Origin of the sequence: Mesorhizobium sp. M7A.F.Ca.MR.362.00.0.0 (assembly GCF_004023175.1) — a bacterium.
GTDB lineage: Bacteria > Pseudomonadota > Alphaproteobacteria > Rhizobiales > Rhizobiaceae > Mesorhizobium.
The window spans coordinates 1-206 of record NZ_RZTF01000065.1 but is presented as its reverse complement, the minus strand read 5'-3'; the positions used below and the strand labels follow the sequence as shown (position 1 = coordinate 206).

Here is a 206-nt window from a genome sequence, read left to right as displayed (position 1 = left end):
AGCCGCATGACGCGGGTAGGCCGTTTTCTCGCGGCAACGAAACTTGATGAGTTGCCCCAACTGTGGAACGTTTTCACGGGGGACATGGCAATTGTCGGGCCGCGGCCGGAAAGCCTTGCCTTCGCCGATTGTTTCCGCGGCGGCAATGAAGCTGTCCTACAGTGGAAGCCTGGCCTGCTCGGCCCGACCCAGGTTCTCTTCCGTCA

General features: G+C 61.2%; 1 protein-coding gene. It reads left to right on the top strand.

Features of this window, described 5'->3' with window-relative positions:
* Window positions 1–6 precede the first annotated feature (6 nt).
* On the top strand, window positions 7–206 hold a 200-nt coding region (locus EOC06_RS42270), incomplete at its 3' end, for a sugar transferase (protein ID WP_245469495.1).